At 50.4% G+C, this 19,089-nt stretch carries 18 protein-coding genes; 9 read left to right on the top strand and 9 right to left on the bottom strand.

From position 1 onward, the window contains the following. Positions 1-469 precede the first annotated feature (469 nt). The 4 genes from glgX to CHB92_RS05565 all read left to right on the top strand — a co-directional run bounded on the left by glgX (position 470) and on the right by CHB92_RS05565 (position 5,028). Positions 470-2,596 carry a glycogen debranching protein GlgX gene (glgX, locus tag CHB92_RS05550; protein ID WP_089318200.1) on the top strand — a complete coding sequence of 709 codons (2,127 nt, stop codon included), beginning with the start codon at positions 470-472 and terminating at the stop codon, positions 2,594-2,596. Between the two features lie 166 nt (positions 2,597-2,762). Then, the gene (locus tag CHB92_RS05555) at positions 2,763-2,987 is read left to right on the top strand and encodes a phosphopantetheine-binding protein (protein WP_179222964.1); all 225 of its coding nucleotides are present in this window, start codon (positions 2,763-2,765) and stop codon (positions 2,985-2,987) included. A 598-nt stretch (positions 2,988-3,585) separates the two neighbouring features. Then, the gene (locus tag CHB92_RS05560; protein ID WP_089318202.1) at positions 3,586-4,164 is read left to right on the top strand and encodes a hypothetical protein; all 579 of its coding nucleotides are present in this window, start codon (positions 3,586-3,588) and stop codon (positions 4,162-4,164) included. Between the two features lie 279 nt (positions 4,165-4,443). Next, positions 4,444-5,028: an EF-hand domain-containing protein gene (locus tag CHB92_RS05565; RefSeq protein ID WP_089318203.1), complete on the top strand. Its 585-nt coding sequence runs from the start codon at positions 4,444-4,446 to the stop codon at positions 5,026-5,028. Positions 5,029-5,088: 60 nt separating this feature from the next. On the opposite strand, the gene CHB92_RS05570 is transcribed toward CHB92_RS05565, so the two are convergent. From CHB92_RS05570 to CHB92_RS05580, 3 genes are all read right to left on the bottom strand, one after another. After that, positions 5,089-6,108: an LLM class flavin-dependent oxidoreductase gene (locus CHB92_RS05570; protein WP_089318204.1), complete on the bottom strand. Its 1,020-nt coding sequence runs from the start codon at positions 6,106-6,108 to the stop codon at positions 5,089-5,091. Positions 6,109-6,344: 236 nt separating this feature from the next. Then, positions 6,345-7,325: an aldo/keto reductase gene (locus CHB92_RS05575; RefSeq protein ID WP_089318205.1), complete on the bottom strand. Its 981-nt coding sequence runs from the start codon at positions 7,323-7,325 to the stop codon at positions 6,345-6,347. Positions 7,326-7,410: 85 nt separating this feature from the next. Beyond that, positions 7,411-8,286 (bottom strand): aldo/keto reductase, encoded by an 876-nt coding sequence (locus tag CHB92_RS05580; protein WP_089318206.1) that lies wholly within the window; start codon positions 8,284-8,286, stop codon positions 7,411-7,413. A 213-nt stretch (positions 8,287-8,499) separates the two neighbouring features. Between CHB92_RS05580 and CHB92_RS05585 the strand changes: the two genes are divergently transcribed. Beyond that, positions 8,500-9,504, top strand: a complete 1,005-nt coding sequence (locus CHB92_RS05585; RefSeq protein WP_089318207.1) for an FUSC family protein — start codon at positions 8,500-8,502, stop codon at positions 9,502-9,504. A gap of 85 nt (positions 9,505-9,589) precedes the next feature. Here the strand turns inward: CHB92_RS05585 and CHB92_RS05590 are convergent, their stop codons facing one another. Further along, entirely contained in the window at positions 9,590-9,877 is a 288-nt protein-coding gene (locus CHB92_RS05590; protein ID WP_089318208.1) for a hypothetical protein, read from the bottom strand. 384 nt (positions 9,878-10,261) lie between these two features. On the opposite strand from CHB92_RS05590, the gene CHB92_RS05595 reads away from it, so the two are divergent. Continuing rightward, entirely contained in the window at positions 10,262-10,942 is a 681-nt protein-coding gene (locus CHB92_RS05595) for a site-2 protease family protein (protein ID WP_089318209.1), read from the top strand. 71 nt (positions 10,943-11,013) lie between these two features. Further along, entirely contained in the window at positions 11,014-11,622 is a 609-nt protein-coding gene (locus CHB92_RS05600) for a MarC family protein (RefSeq protein ID WP_089318210.1), read from the top strand. Between the two features lie 15 nt (positions 11,623-11,637). Here the strand turns inward: CHB92_RS05600 and CHB92_RS05605 are convergent, their stop codons facing one another. The 4 genes from CHB92_RS05605 to CHB92_RS05620 form a co-directional block, all read right to left on the bottom strand. Continuing rightward, positions 11,638-12,513, bottom strand: coding sequence for a universal stress protein (locus tag CHB92_RS05605; protein ID WP_089318211.1), 876 nt, complete (start codon positions 12,511-12,513; stop codon positions 11,638-11,640). A gap of 17 nt (positions 12,514-12,530) precedes the next feature. Next, entirely contained in the window at positions 12,531-14,177 is a 1,647-nt protein-coding gene (locus CHB92_RS05610) for a BCCT family transporter (RefSeq protein WP_218824234.1), read from the bottom strand. Positions 14,178-14,194: 17 nt separating this feature from the next. Then, positions 14,195-15,340 (bottom strand): hypothetical protein, encoded by a 1,146-nt coding sequence (locus tag CHB92_RS05615; RefSeq protein ID WP_245842317.1) that lies wholly within the window; start codon positions 15,338-15,340, stop codon positions 14,195-14,197. 205 nt (positions 15,341-15,545) lie between these two features. Further along, on the bottom strand, positions 15,546-16,385 hold the full coding sequence (locus CHB92_RS05620) for a hypothetical protein (RefSeq protein WP_245842318.1): 840 nt from the start codon (positions 16,383-16,385) through the stop codon (positions 15,546-15,548). Positions 16,386-16,562: 177 nt separating this feature from the next. Here CHB92_RS05620 and CHB92_RS05625 point away from each other — a divergent pair, with 177 nt between their 5' ends. Next, positions 16,563-17,141 carry a hypothetical protein gene (locus CHB92_RS05625; RefSeq protein WP_144266272.1) on the top strand — a complete coding sequence of 193 codons (579 nt, stop codon included), beginning with the start codon at positions 16,563-16,565 and terminating at the stop codon, positions 17,139-17,141. Between the two features lie 211 nt (positions 17,142-17,352). Continuing rightward, the gene (locus CHB92_RS05630; RefSeq protein ID WP_089318215.1) at positions 17,353-18,159 is read left to right on the top strand and encodes an NIPSNAP family protein; all 807 of its coding nucleotides are present in this window, start codon (positions 17,353-17,355) and stop codon (positions 18,157-18,159) included. A 79-nt stretch (positions 18,160-18,238) separates the two neighbouring features. Here the strand turns inward: CHB92_RS05630 and CHB92_RS05635 are convergent, their stop codons facing one another. Continuing rightward, positions 18,239-19,087, bottom strand: coding sequence for a sugar phosphate isomerase/epimerase family protein (locus CHB92_RS05635; RefSeq protein ID WP_089318216.1), 849 nt, complete (start codon positions 19,085-19,087; stop codon positions 18,239-18,241). Positions 19,088-19,089 lie beyond the last annotated feature (2 nt).

Genomic DNA, 19,089 nt, shown 5'->3' on the forward strand with positions numbered 1-19,089 from the left:
GGACTATGTATTTGTAACGCAGGAGTTCGGCGTTGTGGAGCTGGAGCGCCTACCGGATTTCGGGTCTGACCACTTCCCTTTTTATGCCAAGTTAAACTTAGTGCGCTAAAAGCACCGGGGTAAGAGAGGCCACGCAGGCACCAAAGAAGACAGCAGTTGACCAGGGAGAGGGACTGTAGGCAAAATAACACAACAGGTATAAAGCAGCGAGAAGCTTCGTGCAGAACAACGTTTGAAACAGCCTAGCACGTAAAAGCCATTGGACAAAAAGCCCGATGGCTTTTTATGTGTTTGGGCTTCCTGTATGTCTGTTGCCGGAGCTATTTGTACGCAAGTTAACCCATTAGGCGGCAATAAGGTATAACAGGAAAGCCCGCAACAGGTGGGTTTGAAGCTAGGTTGTTGCACTACTATCAAAGCAGGGCATCAGCATACAGCGTTAAGCAAATCAAAAGAACGATAGACCTATATGAAGCTAACTACATATCCTGGAAAACCATACCCCCTGGGTGCCTCCTGGGACGGCAACGGCGTTAATTTTGCGCTATATGCCGACAATGCCACAGGGGTAGACCTTTGTCTTTTTGATTCGATTAGAGAGGGAAAAGAATCAGCCAAAGTTAAAATGGAGGAACGCACGCACCAGGTGTGGCACGTGTACCTGCCGGGCATTAAGCCAGGGCAGCTCTACGGCTACAGAGTGCACGGTCCTTTTGACCCTTACCAGGGGCACCGGTTTAACCCCAACAAGTTGCTGATAGATCCCTATGCAAAGGCGATTTCCGGTACCATTGAGTGGCACGACTCCTTGTTTGGGTATCAGTTGGGGCATGAGGAGGAAGACCTGAGTTTTAGTAAGTCCGACAGTGCCCCGTTTATACCAAAGTCTGTGGTCATTGACTCTACCTTCGACTGGGGCAATGACAAGCCTCCTAAAATAGCCTATAACAACTCTATCATTTATGAGATGCACGTCAAGGGCTTCACCATGATGCACCCAGACATTCCGGAGGAAATCAGGGGAACCTATGCTGCCCTTGGCCACCCTGTCACTATCAAGTACCTGAAAGAGTTGGGCATTACGGCTGTGGAGCTGATGCCGGTGCACCATTTTATTACCGACCGTTACCTGTTGGATAAAGGGCTGACCAACTACTGGGGCTACAACACCATCGGCTTTTTCGCGCCCGATGTGCGCTACTCCAGCAGCGGCGTGTTAGGCGAGCAGGTCGTGGAGTTTAAGCAGATGGTAAAGGACCTGCACGAGGCAGGGATAGAGGTGATCCTGGACGTGGTGTATAACCATACCGGGGAGGGCAACCATTTCGGGCCCACGCTGTCTTTCCGGGGGATTGACAACGAGGGCTATTACCGCTTAACGGAAGACAAGCGCTATTACATGGACTACACCGGCACCGGCAACACCCTGAACGCTAACCTCCCCAGCGTGCTGCGCCTGATCATGGACAGCCTGCGCTATTGGGTGGTGGAGATGCACGTGGACGGCTTCCGCTTCGACTTGGCCTCGGCCCTTGCCCGGGAGTTGCACGCGGTGGACCGCCTGAGCTCTTTCTTCGATATTATCCACCAGGATCCCATCATATCCCAGGTAAAGCTGATCGCAGAGCCGTGGGATGTGGGCGAAGGAGGCTACCAGGTGGGTAACTTCCCGCCGGGATGGACGGAATGGAACGGGAAGTACCGGGACTGTATGCGCGATTATTGGCGGGGAGAGAACAGTATGCTGGCAGAATTTGCCGACCGCTTTACCGGCAGCTCCGACCTCTACCAGGATGACTTCCGCAGGCCGACTGCCAGTATTAACTTTATCACTGCCCATGATGGCTTTACGTTGAATGACCTGGTGTCGTACAACGAGAAGCATAACCTGGAGAACGGGGAAAACAACAACGACGGGGAAAGCCACAACCGCTCCTGGAACTGTGGGGTAGAGGGGCCTACCAAGGACCCCAAAGTCCTTACCCTACGTGCAAAGCAGAAAAGGAATTTCCTGACGACACTGTTCCTCTCGCAGGGGGTGCCGATGTTGGTAGCGGGCGATGAAGTGAGCCGTACGCAGTTTGGCAACAACAACGCCTACTGCCAGGACAATGAGATCTCCTGGATCAACTGGGAGAAAGCCGATACCGACCTGCTGGCCTTTACCCGAAAGCTCATAGACCTTCGAAAAAATCATCCTGTTTTCTGCCGCCGCCGCTGGTTCCAGGGGCAGCCGATCAAAGGAGTTGGGGTAGAGGACATTGCCTGGTTCCTGCCGGAAGGCACCGAAATGACAGAGGAAAACTGGAACCACGATTTTGCCAAATCACTGGGTGTTTTCCTGAGCGGGCGGGGCATTCACTCCCGCGGGCCGAAGGGCGAGCAAATTGTGGACGATAGCTTTTACGTGATCTTTAACGCCCATTATGAGCCTCTGAAATACAAGTTGCCGCCCAGTAAGTACGGTACCAAATGGACAAAACTGCTGGATACCAGCGCCAATAGAATTGAAGAAGAGGGGATCACGTACGCAGCCCAGGAAACGATCAAAGTAGACGGCCGCTCGGTGGTACTGCTGCATCATCCTATGCGGTAACGTGTTGCCTGGCAGTTCTTTTTCCTGAATAATGCGACTTTGGTAGTAAGGTGCGAAAAAAACAGAGTATAAGTGCAAACTTTATTCTTTACAATGTGTTTATGACTAATATGTTGTAATTATTGTAAATTGTAAGCGTATGTATGATGTGTTTTGCACTATCCGAATGGAAGTTTCCAAAATAGTAAGCGAATATAAAGAGAAAGAACTTGACAGAGTACTATTTAGTGCGAACTTTAAACAACTAGGGCTGGATCTCATAGATGTGGCAGACATTGTGTTAGCAGTGGAGAAGGAATACTCCATCACGATACCGGAAACCGAGCATATAGGATCTGTGGATGACCTGGTAACTTGTATATGTGCTAATGCCCTGCCGAAAGCCGTATAGCCCCTTTTAATCATGCTGTGAACATGATTAGATAGCTTTATACTAAGTGCGCAAGCCTGATAGGGAGCAACTGCTGTCTGTTGTTTCCTGTCGGGTTTGCTTTTGCTTTTTTATGGAATGCCCGGTGCCTGCGTGCTCCTGCCAGGGCCAAGGCAGGACAGGTCGTACCTGTAAAAAGCGCTTATTCCTCCTGCCGCCCACACGCTTCTACGGCAGGTATTATTTTCAATTTTTCTCAGTTCAGAAGTCCTGATAAGCCATGGGAGACCAACGGTATTTCGCCTTGATTTTTATGCTTGTTAGGTACCGGGCTGCTGCTCTTCAGGAAGCTTTTGTCTTTGAAAAAGGATAAAACAAATAGGGCAAAAGTGCACTGTTACTACCTCATGGCGGGTTTAATATATAGGATAAAAATCTCTGTTTAACTTTTGTATTCCGGTAAAATTTGTCTCTTCTTATCGTGTTTTCTGCCTTTTTTATCTGTCTGTTTTGTACTGTTTTTCTTAGGGTTACACCAAAAACATTAAACTTTGTGTAGCTGCCGCCGTAAGTTTTAACAAGCTTGACAATAATATTTCAAACTTAAAGTGCAAAAACTATGAAAATGAACAGAACAGAAGCTACAGAAGCTATTAAAATGAATAAGACAGGCCTTTGGCGCAAGATGGGGATGGGACTTTGCATGTTCCTGATGCTAGGTGCCGTAAGCTGTGACGACGACGACGAAGACGAAGTAGAGGTGTTTGACAACAACACTTTCTTTCAAGATATGACTGCAAACAGCATGTTCGATGATTGGGATGCTGATAGTGACGGTGTTTTCAACGATGATGAGTTTACGGTTAGTTTCTTTGAAACCTGGGATACAGACGACAATGGCGTACTGAGTGATAGTGAACTGACTGCGGCAGAGAATGACTTTGCTATAACAGGGGCCGACTGGGACACTTGGGATTACGACGCAAACGGTACGATTGAAATGAGCGAGTTCCAGACAGGAGCCCAGTCTACCAACTTGTTTGATACCTGGTACACCACTTGGGATGCCGACGCTGATGGTATGTTAGAGGACCGTGAGTACACCGACGGCGTTTTTGACCTGTGGGATACGGATGCTGATGGTATGTTGACTGATGTCGAGTATACTACCTTCTACGATACATACTATGGTGTGTAATCCCTGCAAGGGTTAATCACGAAACAGAATAAGCTAGGCCTGTGTCGGGAGTTACCTGACACAGGTTTTGTTTTTAAATTTGTTTTTAAAAAGGCGAATCCCAAAACAGAAAACCTGAGCGGACAGCTGCCTTTACCACCTTTACATTGGATAGAAGGAAAATTAGCTTTTGCGAGACGAGGGCAGACATGAACAAGTATGGTGAAGCTTTCCCATACTTCATCGTTTTTGTTACGTAGTCTCTTTATAACAGCAAATATTAACCTAAAAGAAACAGCTATGAAAAAGAATGAAATGAACATCCTGAAAGGAATCAGAAATGGACTATGCTTTTTTCTGGTGGCCGGTATGGTTGCCTGCGGTAACGAGACTGGCGTTGCAGAGACTGAAGCCCTGGAAGACGAAGTTGTGGCCGATGATGTGGCTGCAGTAGAGGCCGATACCTGGGACGAGAACGAGTTCAACACGACTTTTGTGTCCACGGACTACTATGAGACCTGGGACGAGGACGATGACAACTTTCTGAGCGAGAATGAGTACTACGGTGGCTTCTACGACACCTGGGACGTGAATGACGATAACCAGCTGGACGAGAACGAGTGGAACACCGCTGTGAATGACTTCGGCCTGGAGAACGAGACCTGGTCAGCGTGGGACACCAGTGGCGACGGCATCTTAGATGAGAACGAGTACAACACCGCCTTCGCTAACACCGGCTGGTATGGCGAGTGGGACGAAGATGACGATAACCTGCTGAGCGAGGAGGAGTATACCGGAGGACTGTTTAGCCAATGGGATGAGAACGATGACAACTACCTGGATGAGAATGAGTATGGCCTTTACAACACATACTACGGCGTTTGATAGACAAACATAAGTGTAATAAAAAAAGGAGGTCCTGTAAGGACCTCCTTTTTTTATTTGTTACCTGCCGGTGTTATGGTCCTGTAACTGAGAGAGGATTTCATAGGAGCGTAGCCTGGCTGCATGTTCGTAGATATGGGAGTTGACCATGATTTCATCTACCTGTGTGCTGTCCAGAAAGCCCTGTAACTCTTCCTGAACTGTTGTAGGCCCTCCTATAAAGGAGTACTGCAGCATCTGGAGCACAGAGTACTTTTCGGAGGTGTCCCAAAGGCCGTCCATGCTCTCTACCGGCGGCTGCATTTTCTTTGCTGTTCCCCGTACTACGTTCAGGAAGGACATGTACATGGTGGTAGCCAGAAACTCGGCCTCTTTATCGGTGTCTGCCGCCACTACGTTTACGCAGGCCAAAGCATAGGGCTCCTGCAGCGACTCCGAAGGCCTGAAGTTTTCTTTGTACAGTTTCAGCGCAGCGTGGAGACTGGCCGGGGCAAAATGGCTGGCAAACGCATAGGGCAGGCCCAGGTAGGCCGCTAGTTGTGCCCCGTAGGTACTAGAGCCCAAGATCCAGATCGGAACCTCCAGGCCCTCGCCAGGTACCGCACGTACCCGTGCGGTAGGGTCTGCCGGGGCAAAATACTGTCTGATCTCCTCCACGTTCTGCGGAAAGTCGTCTACAGCCCCCCTCAGGTCCCGGCGCAGCGCCATAGAGGTCAGCTGGTCTGTGCCCGGCGCACGTCCCAGCCCCAGGTCAATGCGGCCCGGGTACAGCGACTCCAGTGTGCCGAACTGCTCTGCTACGATCAGGGGGGCATGGTTAGGCAGCATCACACCGCCGGAGCCGACCCGTATCGTAAAGGTCTCCCTGGCTACGTGCCCGATCAGGATAGAGGTGGCCGAGCTGGCTATACCGGCCATATTATGATGCTCCGCCATCCAGTACCGCTTGTAGCCCCAGCGCTCCACGTGCTGTGCCAGGTCCACGGTGTTGCGGAAAGAGTCTGCCGGTGTTTTCTCCGTCAGAACAGGTACCAGGTCCAGGACGGAGAGGGGAATATCTGCTAGCTTCTTGCTACTCATAGTGTTCTTGGTTTATGTCATACTTGCTTCATGCCCAGGCAGGGCACGGTGCAAAATAAATTTCTTTTTAATATTAATGCTTAAACATTGATACTGGTGCTCCTCCCTAAACCAGGAAGTGTTCCGAATGTTTACAGTCCTCTTTCTGTACGTACAGGCGGTTGAATGATCTGCAATGGTCGAGCAGCTGCCTGTTTTATTTCTGTAAGGCGCAGGAGGTAAGGTTGCTGAAGAGATCAGGAAAAGCCGAGTACCGGGTGCGGCTGATAAGGGGCCTCCAATCGTTTGGTCTCATCCTCCGATAGTGTCAGGCTGAGGGCACCAACGGCATCTTTCAGGTGCCCGGGCTTGCTCGCACCCACAATTGGGGCCGTGACAACAGGCTTGGAAAGCAGCCAGGCGAGTGCTACCTGTGCGCTCGATACACCTTTTTCCCGTGCTACTTCATCTACCAGTGCGGAAATAGCAAAATCGTCCTCACGGGCGTAGAGGTGTTTACTGAAATTGTCTGTCCGGGCACGCTCTGTTTCGCCGCCACCTTTTGTGCGCTTGCCGGTGAGCAGGCCGCGGGCAAGGGGCGACCAGGGAATAACGCCTATTCCCTGGTCCTGGCAGAACGGCAGCATTTCGCGCTCCTCCTCCCGGTACACCAGGTTGTAGTGTGGCTGCATAGATACAAAACGCGTCCAGCCATGCAGGTCGGCGGTGTAGAGCGCCTTGGCAAACTGCCAGGCGTACATGGAGGAGGCCCCGATGTAACGCGCTTTCCCTGCCCGCACAATATCATGCAGTGCCTCCAGTGTTTCTTCTATGGGTGTCTCATTGTCCCAGCGGTGAATCTGGTAAAGGTCCACGTAGTCTGTGCCCAGTCGCTTCAGGCTGGCGTCTATTGAGCGCATGATGTGCTTGCGGGACAGGCCTTTGTCGTTAGGCCCTGGCCCCATGGCGCCACGCACTTTCGTGGCAATCACCACGTCGTCTCGGGAGGCGAAGTCTCGGACAGCTCTCCCAAGCACTTCTTCGCTGGCTCCGTTGGAGTAGACATCTGCGGTGTCAAAAAAGTTAATGCCCAACTCCAGCGCTTTCTGCAGGAAAGGACGGCTTTGTTCCTCGTTCAGTGCCCAGGGCCAGCGCTCGGTAGGCTTACCATAGGTCATGCAGCCGAGGCAGATCGCAGAAACCTTCAGGCCTGTGTTGCCTAATCGAATGTAGTTCATGGTAATTTAGAAGAAGGGGTATCACCCGTTGTAAAAGAAAAGGCCCCGGCACGCAGGTGCCGGGGCGGTAACTGAAGCAGTTGTGTTAACCGGATATGGGGGCAGAGCCTAGTCCGTTAAGCTGGTCCATCTCTTCTTTGGAGAGCGAAATAGACGTGGCCTGGTAGTTCTGCTCCAGGTGCTTGACTTTGGAAGTACCTGGAATCAGCAGGATATTAGGGGCATGGTGCAGCAGCCAGCTTAGCGCTACCTGGTGCGCTGTGGCATCATGGTTTTTAGCGATCTGTTCCAGCTTTTCCATTACTTCTATGTTTCCTCCTCCTAAAGGGTACCAGGGGATAAAGGCTATATCATGCTGGCGGCAGTACTCCAGTTCTTTCTCCCACTTGCGGTTCTCGACGCTGTACATGTTCTGCACCGACACTACCTTTACATACTCCTGTGCTTTCTTGATCTGGGCTACCTCTACCTCTGAAAGACCGATGTGTTTCACTAGGCCCTCTTCCTGTATCTGCTGCAGGAACTCCAGCGTTTTCTCAAACGGCACTTCCGGGTCTACCCGGTGTAGCTGGTACAGGTCTATCTTGTCGAGCTTCAGGCGCTTCAGGCTTCCTTCCAGGGCTTCCCGCAAATGATCAGGGTGGGCGTTGATCGGCCACTCGTTAGGACCCGTGCGCAGCAATCCGCCTTTGGTGGCAATCACCAGGTCTTTTGGATAAGGGTGCAGGGCTTCCGCGATGAGTTCCTCCGATACATTCGGGCCGTAGCTATCGGCTGTGTCTATGAAGTTAATGCCTAGCTCTACGCTTCTTTTCAGAACCCGTATTGCCTCTTCTCTGTCTTTCGGTGGTCCCCAGATGCCTTCCCCTGTAATGCGCATGGCGCCATAACCCATTCTGTTTACAGTGAGGTCGCCACCTATGGTATAGGTTTTCTCGTAAGTTGTTGCTTCGTTTGCCATAGCTTGGTTTTGTAGGTAATAACAAAATGTATATTCATGTTTGTACGCTGGCCGGTTCCTCTGGTTTAGAGCCCCGGTCTTTTAGCTCTTGCAGCTGCAGCGGCTTTATCTTTGAACGTGTGTTTGCAAAACTGCGGCTCACGTACAGAAGAAGGATGCTTAGCAGGAGCGCTTTGTTACAAGAGCTGACTGGTACATGTGTGTTAAGTTAAAATGAAGAATATCCCTACCGAAAGCAGGCAAGTTGTTATTAGCAATACCCAGAACGCCCTTTTTTCAGCTGTGGTCGTTGTGCTGGCACTTTGGCTGAGTAATTATTACCGGCTCGCCTCACTCACGGGTTTTTTAGTGGTGGCGATGCTCAGCGTGACAGGCGTGAACTTAAAAGAAACCTTCCGGGCACGGATGACGACCGCCGCCCAGGCCGCGTTGGTTTTAACAGGTACCGTTGCCCTCGCCGTAGTCGTGAAAGATAGCCTATTGCTTTCCGCGTTCGGCGTCGTGGTGCTGGCCTTTAGCCTTGGCTATTGGCGGCGGGCCTTCCCGATGAACTGGCCTGATATCAACATTCCTGCAGGGGTTCTCTTTTTTATGGCGCTCGCCGAGCCTGAGGTTGCCGCCCCGATCGGTACCACTGCGCTGGGGGGTGGGGTAGCTCTGGTCTTTCAGGCTGTTTTAAGTATTGCCTTCCGGCAGCGTACACGACAAGGAGAAAGTTCAGGAGAAGAACAACCCAAAGCAGCAGCTCCGGAAGGCAAGCCAGGCAATGTGTTTTACTTAGGCCCCGACCTGCTGATTTACTGTATAGAGCTAAGCATCCTGCTGGTGATCGGCCTGCTTGTTTACAGGCTGACTGGCTATGCCCATGGCTATTGGATGCCCTTCACGGCCATTGTAGTACTGCAGGTAAGCCATACGCATACTAAAAAGCGAATCGGGGAGAGAATGATTGGTACCCTGATCGGGTGCGTCATTGGCAGCGGCTTACTACTGCTACATGTAAACGTACTAATACTGACAGCGCTGATAGCCCTTAATGTTTTTCTCTTCCTCTATTTTGTGCGGAAGAACTACGCGGTGGCGGTAACCTTTATCACTATTTTCGTTTTGCTGTTGCTTGGCAGTATTTCCAGAGAACCTTTGCAAATTGCCCTGGAGCGCATTGCCTTTACCTTAGCAGGTGGGGCCCTGACGTTTATGAGTTCCTTTGCTTTCTGAAGGAGGAAGGAAGGGTAGGGGCAAAAAAAAGGGGAAGCATTGCTCCCCCTTTCTACTGATAAAGGTTGTTACTACCTCTTAGTTTTTAGTCGTGGCCCTGTACTTTTACGATCTTGTTATAGTTTCCTAAAATCAGGAAAGTAGGTGCCCATTGTCCTACAAACAAGGCCGTCTTATCTTTGTCCATCATTTTCAGTACAAGAGAGGCCGCTATAGAACCGAATGCAGCCCACAGGTACACATCGGATGGTAGCCTGGAGGTATACTCTTCTATAGTGCTGGCTACTTTACCTTCTCTATGCTCCGGGTTGAATCTGTTTGCCTTCTCTGTTACGTCTTTTGCTTTGTCTTTTAAGTCTTTAGGTGTTTCCATAGTTATATCTTGGTTTACAATGAATACTTGTACTAGAAAACGTGATAAGCATTTTTATTGTTCTAAAAAAATAAAGAGGGCCTAATAAGAAAGCACTGATGCGTCTTTTAGGTGTATTTGGTAGTGAAGCCTTCCCCTTCACTACCTCATTGGCTGTTTCACGTTTTATTTCTACCAAAAACCTCAGACACCGTAAAAGGTCGCTACTAACAATTGGAAGAAATTGAATTTATCAGTGCATGGTGTACCTGATCCTGTGTAAAAGGTGAGAAGCTACAGTAGCGTTTCTCACTAAGTATCTTTAGCTACAGCACTTAGCTGTTCTAGGTAAAAAGAGGGAGAAACAGTTATAACACCTGGCCTGGTACTCGTATAGGGTAAGCTATGTTTGGAGTAAATGATATCCCGAAGTTCTTTCTGGCCTTTTTCCTGGTGCTGCCCATTATTTCTTTTGTGCACGAGGCAGGGCACGTGTTTTTTGCCTGGCTGATGGGGGGCAAGAATATTAAAGTCACTGTCGGGACCGGAGGCGTTTTGTTCCGCGCAGGAATGCTGGAGGTCCGGAAGTATTACTTTTGGTACGGCTTCTGTTCTTTTGACAATCTCAGGCGCAACCATCGTGTTGCTAATATCCTGATCTTCTCCGGAGGAGCGTTGTTCAATACCTTAGCAGCTGTCGCCGTGATATCGCTGATAGAGAACAACCTGCTGGCCTCCAACATGATCACCTACCAATTTACATACTTCTCTTTCTACTATATCTTCTTTGCATTGCTACCCATGCATTACCCGGATGGCAGCAACAGCGACGGAAAGATAATTCTTGACCTGATTCGGAATAAGGGGCTTGACAGGGAGAGGATTTACCGCGTGCAGTGGAATGAGGAAAAGAAGCAGTGGTGCGTGCTGGATCATGACAGGAACCTGGTTCAGGCGTTTGATGATGAAGAGCAGGCACTTGCCAAAGCGCACGAGGTGGCGCAGCAAAACCGGCCCAGCCGCTTACTTAACAGCAAAAGCGGCGAAGAGACAGAAGTGGAGAATTATCCGAGGATACCGCTGTAACCTTGCCGGAACCGGCATCTATCTTTGTGGTGTCCCGTAACAAGTAGGATGTTAAACACCAACCTTTCCCTATGATAGCAGCTATATTTAGCTTTCTGGTCATGCTCAACCCTTTTGCGCTTTTCCTTTACCTAAAACCTGTGATGAAGGACTTGCCGGATGCTGACTTTCGGGGGGTGTTTCTGAAGGCATCGTTGATCTCTTTCTCCATCTTTCTGGTATTTCTGCTCTTCGGGGATATTGTTTTCCAGAAAGTATTCCGCATCAACTTCGAGTCCTTCCGGATCTTTGGTGGCATCGTTTTATTTTCCTTTGCTTACATCTTCATCGTGCAGGGTAAGAAGGCTTTCATCCAGATCAAGGGCGACCTGCACGATCTGGCTTCTGAAATAGCGCTGCCGTTCATGGTTGGTGCTGGTACGATCTCCCTTACGATCCTGATGTCTGAACAGCTGGTGCTGTGGCAGGGGGTGCTGTCCCTCTTTCTGATCATGCTTATCAACTTCATCATCATCATGGGTTTGAAGCAAATACGTAGTAGCATGCGCTCTAAAAACGTGCAACTGGCCTTCGATAAGAACATGGAGCTGCTGCTGCGTATCAATGGTTTCTTTCTCGGCGCAATTGGTGTAGACATGGTCGTGACCGGGATTAACAATCTTTTTACGGCGGCACGGTAAGAAGGGTAAAACCCCCTACTTTATTACTTCTTCGGAATACACCAGCCATAGCGGGATGTTAATATCTGTGTTGTAGATCTCTGTCGGAACGCTGCCCAGGCTCAAAGAGGGGATAGGGTTGTGCCCTTTCAAACCAAGTACCAGCAGGTCGTGCTTTCCTTTGTTCAGGTGGATTATGATGCGTTCCGCTATGCTTTTGTTCGCGGCGCGCACCAGGGTGTAGGGTACGCCTGCTATCTCCTTGTGCCGCTTCTGCAGGTCTTTAAACCGCTCTTTCACCAGTTCTTCCGCTTTTCTTTCGGCTTTCTCTTCGGATATGAGCGGGAAATACTGTGACGGCAGCCTGTACACATGCAGGATCTCAAGCTGAAGCCCCAGTTGATCCACCAGGTTTTTGCTGAGCCGGAGCGCATGCACCGAAGCATCCGAGAAATCGATCGGGGTTAGCACCTTCCCGATCTTATAACTAGCTGTTTCCGGGAAAACGAGCACACTGCAGGGCAGGATGCGAAGCAGCTTCGTACCCAATGCCCCCGTGCTCTTATCGCTCATGCGCTTGCCCAGCAGTGTCAGTTTGATCTTGTACCGTTTGACCAGCTCAGCCATGATCACCTCTGTGTTTGGCTCTTCGCTCACCAGTATTTCATGGTCGCAGCCTCCGGTAAAGTGCTCCGCCACAATGTCGGCGATGTTATCCTCCACCTCTTTGCTCAAGTCAACGTCACCAAAGGTTTCCCGGAAGTCTTCGCTTAGCTCAGAGGTTTTGACGTTGTGGACAAAATATACTTTTCCTACTGCCAGGCGCTCACAGATTGTGCGGGTAAAAGCTACCAGCTTTTCGTCTATGTCGCTCAGGTCGAGGCAAACCATCATAGCGTCAATTGCAATCATCTTTCTGACGTTTAAAGTTATAGGATATCGTTTCTTTTTTCTTCTGAAACGCGCGTCTGCTGCTTTGCGGCACGTTTCGCCAGCAGTTCTGTAACCAGTTGCTGATAATCTTTCCGTTGCTGCGCCTTGGTCAGTTTGTTCTCGTCCGCCAGTTCTTCACTTAAACCCCTGTAAAGGCTGTAACACATCACCAGCAAAATAATTGTAAAGGGCAGTCCCGTTATGATAACTGCCGTCTGCAAGGCTTGCAGACCACCTCCTAGTAGTAATACCGCGGCAACGGCACCTTCTGCCAGTGCCCAGAAGATACGGATGCCTACCGGAGAGTCGGCTCTACCGCCGGAGGTAAGACTGTCTACTACCAGCGAACCGGAGTCGGAGGAGGTCACGAAAAAGCCTGCCACCAGCAAAATCCCTATCACAGAGAGGATTGTGGAGAAAGGAAGCTGCTCAAAAAAGACAAACAAAGCTGTCGATATGTCAACAGCCACGGCCTCGGCTATAGCGGTTTCCCCAGCCAATACCTGGCGTAGGGCCGTACTGCCGAACACCGTCATCCACAAAAAAGACAGCAGCGAGGGAACAATCAGCACCCCAAGCACAAACTCGCGGATCGTGCGTCCTTTTGATACCCGGGCAATAAAAATCCCCACAAATGGTGCCCAGGAGATCCACCAGGCCCAGTAGAAGACAGTCCAGGCACCTTGCCAGTTGCGGGGAGAATAGGCCTCGTTCCAGAAGGACAGCTGCAGGAAGTTGCCCAGGTAGGAACCTGTATTCTGCACGTAAGAGCCCAGGATAAAAACAGTAGGCCCTAAGAACAGTACCGCCAGCAATATCACCAGGGCAATGCGGATGTTCCACTCACTTAAGATGCGCACGCCTTTTTCCACGCCTGTTACCACCGAAATGGTGGCAATTCCCGTGATTCCGGCTATTAGTAGGATCTGGGTAGTAACATCATTATCGATAGCCGGGAACACATGGTTCAGCCCGGCAGCCACCTGGCTCACACCGAGCCCCAAGGAAGTGGCCAAACCGAAAAGGGTGGCCAGCACCGCCAGGATATCAATTACATCCCCAATGATACCATGAATACGTTCACCTAGGAAAGGGTAAAAAACAGAGCGCACGGTTAAAGGCAGTTTTCGGCTGTAGGTGAAGTAGGCAAGCGACAGCCCCACCAAGGCATAAATGGCCCAGGCATGGAAGCCCCAATGCAGAAAGGTAAAGTTCATGGCCTGTCGCGCTGCTTCCGGCGTGCCCGGCTCCCCGAGAGGGGGTGTCTGAAAGTGGTTGATCGGCTCTGCGATACTCCAGAATAAAAGCCCGATACCCATGCCGGCGCTAAACAGCATGGCAAACCAGGACGAGGTGCTGAACTCAGGCTTAGCCTCCTTGCCCCCCAACCTGATGTCTCCGAACTTGCCGAAAGCGAGATACAGGCAGAAAGCTACGAAAATGTTCACACTCAAAATGAACAGCCAACCCATGCTGGAGGTGATAGCGGTCTGAATCTCACTGAAATAGACCTCCGCACTTTCCCTGTAGATAAGCACTAGGGTTATGACGATGATCAACAGGATAATAGATGGCCAGAAAACAGATCCATTCACTTCCAGGCCTAACGACTTCTTGGTATCACTTCTTGTTACTTTACTCATCAAATAGTTCTTTTAGATCAGAAATAGTAGCCCATGTTTATGTTAAAACGCAGGTGCCAGTCGGTTTCTCCGGGGGTGCCAAAGGCAAGCGCATTTTCCCACTCAGGACCGAGCCAGGGATGGTTATACCCGAAGGCAGCGTCTGTGTAAATGAACATCGGTCCGGCAGTCCATAGAGCGCCCAATACGTTCATTTGGGAGTCCTCGAAGCCGCTGACCCGCTTGTTAAAATAACCATAGTTGTCGTAGATGAGGACACTCTCCAACAAGCGGGACTCTATGGGCACCAGGTAAGCTACGCCAGCCGTATAAATTTCGCCATCGGTGGCGACATTATAGTTAGCTCCATAGGCACCCATCTGGACTAAGCCGAGGTCTCCCTCCACCGGATATTTGGGGTTAATGCGGTAGAACATCGCCTGTAGCTTCACGTTCCAGCGGCTGTCGGGCAACTCGTGTTCATAGTGTACAGCACCGGCATACCGTGTGCCGTTTTGTTCTGTATCCAGGTTATAAACAAGCCCGCCCTGCAAAGAGGCTCCAATCTCGTGGTGAAGACTGTCTCCCAGAAGTCGGACTACTTTCAGATCGATCTGGTTATTTTCCTTGTTTCGCCCGGTAATATCGTAGGAGTAGCGGTTGGGGCTAGCCTCGGCCATACCAAACACAAACTCTTCTGCATTTTTATAATAAGCGGCCTGCCATTGCCATCGATCACCTTCGTGTATGTATTTTATCCCCATGTCGTGGTCGTCTTCGAAACCGATATAATAGGTTAAGTTGAAGAAAAAGTTGTTGGAGTTATACTGCTGAATGCCGAAGGGGACCTGGTGCAGGCCCACCTGTATAGCGGATTTATCCGAGAACTCGTAGCCAAACCAGCCCTGCTTCAGAAAGCCGCCGCCAAAGCCCGCTGCGTAGTGCCGGTATTCCGCATTCAGGAGGATGCCTTTGTACTTGGCCTCTACATTTAGCCGGAACAGGTCATAGCCAAAGTCACCGCCGCGCTCCAACTGGTCTTCCTTCCAGGTAGACAGGTTGTAGTTGAAACGCACGGCGCCGCCTATCTTTAGGACTGGCTCGGCTGGGTCTTCTTCCGGATATTGTCCGTAGCAGAGCGTACTGATCAGGCATGAAACCAGAAGTAAAAGTGTTTTATGCATTAGTTCGTAAAGCTAAATTTAATGTGTTTTACTAAATATCTCCATAGAGAGACGATTGTCAGGCATGAACGTTGTCTGTTTATTAAATTCCTTTTGTATGGCAACAGTTTAAGGCAGTGTGAGTGGAAAAGTATAACGGGAAAGTAGAAGGGGTTTCTCTAAGCGGGCATGGCACAGTCTTAGATCTGCGTACGGATTAGCAGCACTACAGGGCCAGCAGGAGGGCAGCATAGGCGCCAGCACCGAGCAGGAATGCCCAGTAACGGCTCTTGCGTTCCTCCGGCAGTTCTTCCTTCAGCACGTTCAGGATCACGGCCCCACCAATAAAAGCCATCACCATAGAGGTTACATGTTCGGGCAGGACAATGACAAAGCCCAGCACCCAGCCCAGCACCAGGGCCACCACCAACACCCATCTGCCCTTCTTGCGGTAGTCCTCGTGGTAGTGATCCTGCAGGCCATAGTCGTTTACTACAAAGTGCAGTGCCATGGCAACGGCGAAAAGGATCATTTGCTGTATCGGCCCCTCTTCCCGCTGGAAGAGGAGGTAGCCGATCAGGGCGTTATAAACGGCGAAAGAGCTGATGTGCACCCAAAAGACTTCTGCTACTGGTTGCTCCGTTTCTCCTTTTTTAACCTGGTCGTGTTTAGAGCTCAGAGCGGCCCTTTCCAAGCCATAAAACAGGGCTAGCCCGATCAGAGCCAGCAGGTAAATATGATTTTCCAGAAAACCGAGAGAGCTCAGTACTTTATTTACCTGCTCCTGTCCTTCGCTTAGCTCCGGAAAGAGGTGCAGAAAGATATAAGCCACCGAAATGCCTCCTGCTACTGAAAGCCAGGAGCTTCTGGGGATACCGGTCAGAAAAGAAAAGCGGCCTCCATAGTAATGAATCAGGGCAAGCACTGCCACAGGTACAACCGAAACATACTCCATCATTTTAATAGCGTTGTTCTGCTCTGCTACTCGTTTTTTCAGGTGAGAGTTCTGTGAGGCGGGCGGGCTATCTGGGGAGTATGCTTGCTTTAGTGCTACTTGTAATAGCATCAATTAGAAACAGTGCCCTGAACAGGCAGCTTAAAATAAGCTACAGGTGCGGGAGGCAGAGGATAGCGGCAGCCGGCGCGTGCGCACCAGGTAAACCTTTAGGCAGCTTACATACCCATTATGCTGTGGCCCCGTAGAAAGCAGTACGAACACATGTTAAACAAAACAGAAATACCTATGAAAAAGCATGAAACAAGCTTAGCGAAACTGATCAGAAACGGCCTTTGCCTTTTCCTGGTAGGCGGTATGGTAGCCTGCGGAGGAGAAACAGAAGTGGCTGATGAAGGCGCAGTGGCAGATGCCGAAGTAACGGAGGAAGTCGCCGTGGCCGACACCTGGGATGCAAACGAGTTTAACACGACCTTTGCTTCTACTGACTACTATGAGGGCTGGGACGTGAACGACGATAACTTCCTCGACGAAAACGAGTACCGCACCGGTTTCTATGACACCTGGGACGTAAATGACGATAACCAGCTGGACGAGAATGAGTGGAACACGGGTACCAGAGATTGGGGAGTGGACAATGCGGCCTGGGCAGGCCTGGATACCAGCGGTGACGGCTTTGTGGACGAGAACGAGTACAATACAGGTTTTGACACAGCTGTCTGGTTTGGCGAGTGGGACCAGGATGATGATAACCTGCTTAGCGAAAGAGAGTACACCGACGGCGTGTTTGGTCAGTGGGACGAGAATGACGATGCAGCACTGGATGAGAACGAATATCGCCTGTACACAGTGTACTACGGCGTGTAATAGAATACATACATGATAACCACTGAAAGAGCGCCCTCTAGGCGCTCTTTTTTTAGCTGTTACGGCAGCCAAGGAGGAAAGCATGTGTTGCCTATCTGCCGCATGTTTCTCCTTTTTCTTTCCGGCAGGCTATGTTTTGGCCTGTAACTTTAGTAAACTTAGCTTTCTGTTCTTACATCCTTAAATTTTTCATATCATTCTCATCATCCCTATGAAACATAAAAACCTGACGCTTTTTGCGCTTTGTTTAATGGTGCTGTGGCTGGGGAACGCCCTGCCCGCGCTTAGTTTCGCGCCACAGCCCGCCCTTTACCAGCTGAAAGTGTATCACCTGAAAGACGGAGAGCAGGAAGCACGGCTCGACCGCTACCTGCAAAATGCGTATCTGCCGGCCCTGCACCGCGCAGGTATCGACAAGGTAGGCGTGTTTAAACCTATAGAAAGCGCAGACAGCAGCACGCCTGCCCCTGCAGAAAAGCTCGTGTATGTGTTTGTGCCCCTAAACGCTGCCGAACAAATCCTGAAGCTGGACCAGACCCTGCTGAAAGACAAACAGTACCTGGCTGCCGGGAAAGAGTATATCGAGGCGGCTCATGATAACCCTTTCTACAATCGCATAGAAACTATTTTGATAGACCCTTTTAAAGGCATGCCTGTCGTAAAAAAGCCAAACCTGAAGGCTGCCCCGGGCGAAAGGGTATATGAGCTGCGGAGTTATGAGGCTGCCACCGAAAAGCTGCACCAGAACAAGGTGGCCATGTTTAACAACGGTGAGATCGAGATATTCGACAAGCTGGGCTTTAACCCTGTGTTTTACGGCCGGGTGGTTGCCGGCAGCAAAATGCCTAACCTTATGTACATGACCACTTTCGAAAACATGGCGGAGCGCGAAGCGCACTGGAAAGCCTTTGGCGAGGATCCGGACTGGAAAAAGCTGAGCGCCATGCCGGAGTATGCCCATAACTTTCTGCGTGCCGATATCCACCTGCTACGGCCTACCGCTTATTCTGACTTATAAGAAGAAAGCATCAGGTAAAAGCAAAAGCCCGGGCCTTTTTTAAGAGGCCCGGGCTTTTGCTCGTATAGTGAACGAAGCCTTAAATACTCAGCTTCTGTAGGTAATTATAATTGTGCCGGACACTGTCCATTGGGGCTCCGGCATATTCTTCCTGCTCTACGAAAAAGTACTTCATGTCCGACTTCCTGGCATTTTGTAGCATGCGGGTAATGTTAATGGCGCCCTTTCCAAACTCCGTGCTCTCCAGCTTTGTCCTGTCCATGTCCTTCAGGTGCCAGAGCGGGAAACGGCCCGGGTACTTCTCAAAGTAGTCCACTGGGTCGTTGCCGGTTAAAATAACCCAGCCCAGATCCATTTCCATTTTCACTGTTTCGGGGTCGGTTTCGTCCAGCAACACATCATAAAGTACTTGCCCCTTATCTTTCTCAAACTCGTACTCGTGGTTGTGGTAACCGAACTTGATGCCTGCTTTTTTACAGTCTTCGGCAGCCTTCGAGAAAATGTCAGCTACCCGCTTGTAGTTCGATACGGTCTGCCCGTTGGATGGGAGAGAGGAGCAGATCAGGTACTCCTGCCCCGTTTCGGCCGCAGCGGCCACCGTGCGCTCCCAATCCTTGTCGACGTGCACGTGGCCGCTGCGCAGGTTCATGCCCAGGTCCTTCGTGATTTTACTGATCTCCCTTGGCTGCAGGCCATAGTACAGCCCTTTTTCGCTTCTGGCCGATTCCAGTTCTTTATAGCCGATGCTGGCGAGTTGCTTTAAGGTACCCACCGCATCCTGCAGCATTTCGTGGCGAACAGTGTAGAGCTGTATGCCCACATTTTTTACCCCTGCTTTGCCTTTCGCCGATGCGGTTAAAGAGGGGAGCATGAGGGCCCCAAGGGCCAGGTAACCTGAGCTTTTAAGAAAATCACGTCTGGAGTTCATGG

Origin of the sequence: Pontibacter ummariensis, assembly GCF_900188175.1 — a bacterium.
In the GTDB taxonomy this organism is placed as follows: domain Bacteria; phylum Bacteroidota; class Bacteroidia; order Cytophagales; family Hymenobacteraceae; genus Pontibacter; species Pontibacter ummariensis.

Coding starts and splice junctions, on each gene's coding strand:
- CHB92_RS05615 (WP_245842317.1), bottom strand. CDS start 15,340: ATGCATAAAACACTTTTACTTCTGGTTTCATGCCTGATCAGTACGCTC.
- CHB92_RS05610 (WP_218824234.1), bottom strand. CDS start 14,177: ATGAGTAAAGTAACAAGAAGTGATACCAAGAAGTCGTTAGGCCTGGAA.
- CHB92_RS05565 (WP_089318203.1), top strand. CDS start 4,444: ATGAAAAAGAATGAAATGAACATCCTGAAAGGAATCAGAAATGGACTA.
- CHB92_RS05605 (WP_089318211.1), bottom strand. CDS start 12,513: ATGATTGCAATTGACGCTATGATGGTTTGCCTCGACCTGAGCGACATA.
- glgX (WP_089318200.1), top strand. CDS start 470: ATGAAGCTAACTACATATCCTGGAAAACCATACCCCCTGGGTGCCTCC.
- CHB92_RS05570 (WP_089318204.1), bottom strand. CDS start 6,108: ATGAGTAGCAAGAAGCTAGCAGATATTCCCCTCTCCGTCCTGGACCTG.
- CHB92_RS05630 (WP_089318215.1), top strand. CDS start 17,353: ATGAAACATAAAAACCTGACGCTTTTTGCGCTTTGTTTAATGGTGCTG.
- CHB92_RS05635 (WP_089318216.1), bottom strand. CDS start 19,087: ATGAACTCCAGACGTGATTTTCTTAAAAGCTCAGGTTACCTGGCCCTT.
- CHB92_RS05575 (WP_089318205.1), bottom strand. CDS start 7,325: ATGAACTACATTCGATTAGGCAACACAGGCCTGAAGGTTTCTGCGATC.
- CHB92_RS05625 (WP_144266272.1), top strand. CDS start 16,563: ATGAAAAAGCATGAAACAAGCTTAGCGAAACTGATCAGAAACGGCCTT.
- CHB92_RS05595 (WP_089318209.1), top strand. CDS start 10,262: ATGTTTGGAGTAAATGATATCCCGAAGTTCTTTCTGGCCTTTTTCCTG.
- CHB92_RS05620 (WP_245842318.1), bottom strand. CDS start 16,385: ATGCTATTACAAGTAGCACTAAAGCAAGCATACTCCCCAGATAGCCCG.
- CHB92_RS05580 (WP_089318206.1), bottom strand. CDS start 8,286: ATGGCAAACGAAGCAACAACTTACGAGAAAACCTATACCATAGGTGGC.
- CHB92_RS05560 (WP_089318202.1), top strand. CDS start 3,586: ATGAAAATGAACAGAACAGAAGCTACAGAAGCTATTAAAATGAATAAG.
- CHB92_RS05585 (WP_089318207.1), top strand. CDS start 8,500: ATGAAGAATATCCCTACCGAAAGCAGGCAAGTTGTTATTAGCAATACC.
- CHB92_RS05555 (WP_179222964.1), top strand. CDS start 2,763: ATGGAAGTTTCCAAAATAGTAAGCGAATATAAAGAGAAAGAACTTGAC.
- CHB92_RS05590 (WP_089318208.1), bottom strand. CDS start 9,877: ATGGAAACACCTAAAGACTTAAAAGACAAAGCAAAAGACGTAACAGAG.
- CHB92_RS05600 (WP_089318210.1), top strand. CDS start 11,014: ATGATAGCAGCTATATTTAGCTTTCTGGTCATGCTCAACCCTTTTGCG.